The following is a 1,361-nucleotide window of genomic DNA, read 5'->3' on the forward strand; positions in this document are numbered from 1 at the left end:
GAGAGTGTCAGTTTTTTTGTGTGCGGGCCGATAACGGCCTGCCGCCAGGCAGGCCAGGCTTTTACCAGGTCGGCCTGATAAATCGATCTCCGTACAGAATCGCAAATTGATTCATCGCATTTTTCCAATCATGCGCCGCCGAGCCCCAGTTTGCCGTAATGTTGCGCAGCCCAAGCCAGATCAGCTTGGTCGCTGCGTCATCAGTCGGGAAGTGGCCTCGCGTTTTGATGATCTTGCGTAGCTGGGCGTTGATGCTTTCGATAGCGTTGGTCGTATAGATCACTTTTCGAATGGCAGGTGGGAAGACAAAAAATGGGATCACTCGATCCCAAGCTCGTCTCCAGGCCGCCACGACCGCTGGGTACTGCTTTCCCCAAGGGCCATTTTCAAAGGCACCCAGTGCTTCCTCAGCCGCTTCTGCGGTGATGGCCTGATAGACCGGTTTAAGCGCCTTGGCCAGCTCACGGCGCTTATCCCACGCCGCATAATCGAGGCTGTTGCGGATCAAGTGGACGATGCAGGTTTGCAGCGTTGTCGCCGGAAACACTGCACTTAGCGCCTCTGGCATACCTTTGAGACCGTCGGTAATGGCTATCAGCACGTCTTCTACGCCGCGGGTCTTGAGGTCGTTGAATACCTTCATCCAAAACTTCGCACCCTCAGTGTTTTCGATCCAGATGCCAAGAATATCGCGCGTTCCATCGGGTAAAACACCCAGCGCCAAGTAAATCGCCTTGTTGCGGACAAGGCCTTCTTCTCGGATCTTGACCCGCAGCGCATCGAAGAAAATGACTGGGTACATCGGCTCAAGCGGTCGCTGTTGCCACGCACCAATTTCCTCCATCACCTCGTCAGTGACTGAGCTGATGAAGTCATGGGAAACGTCCGTCCCGTATTGCTCAGAGAGGAAAGCGCGGATTTCTCGAACGGTCATGCCTCGGGCATACATGGCGATGATCTTGTCATCAAAACCGGTGTAACGCCGCTCATGCTTGGGGATCAGAATGGGGGCAAAACTGCCATCCCGATCACGGGGAATCTCCAGCCGCAGCGGGCCATCCCCTGTCAAAACCGTCTTGCCCGTTTTGCCGTTGCGCTGGTTGGTTTCATCCTCTGGGCGCTGCGCGCCCGGCGGATACCCCAGGTGGTGACCGAGCTCAGCACTCAATGCTCGCTCAATCAAAGCCTTCTTGAAGGCCGCAGAAGCGTCTTCGATAGCCTCTGCGGTCATCAGCCCTTCACCGAACTGCTCGAGCAGCTCCTTGGGGATTTTTGGTAGGTCACGCAGGGGTTTCTTTTTGGTTGGCATACATGCACCTCTTACTCATGTTATGCCCGAACACAAAATTTCTGACACCCCC

1 protein-coding gene is annotated in these 1,361 nt (G+C 55.3%); it reads right to left on the reverse strand.

The window, feature by feature from the left end; all coding sequences use genetic code 11:
• Window positions 1–61 precede the first annotated feature (61 nt).
• The gene (locus CYD26_RS24700; RefSeq protein ID WP_102053912.1) at window positions 62–1,309 is read right to left on the reverse strand and encodes an IS256 family transposase; all 1,248 of its coding nucleotides are present in this window, start codon (window positions 1,307–1,309) and stop codon (window positions 62–64) included.
• Window positions 1,310–1,361 lie beyond the last annotated feature (52 nt).

The sequence above is a fragment of the Pseudomonas sp. FFUP_PS_473 genome, assembly GCF_002858665.1.
GTDB classification, from domain to species: Bacteria; Pseudomonadota; Gammaproteobacteria; order Pseudomonadales; family Pseudomonadaceae; genus Aquipseudomonas; species Aquipseudomonas defluvii.

What these genes read in the sequence shown, in the direction of transcription:
- CYD26_RS24700 (WP_102053912.1), bottom strand. Translation starts at nt 1,309, where the DNA reads ATGCCAACCAAAAAGAAACCCCTGCGTGACCTACCAAAAATCCCCAAG.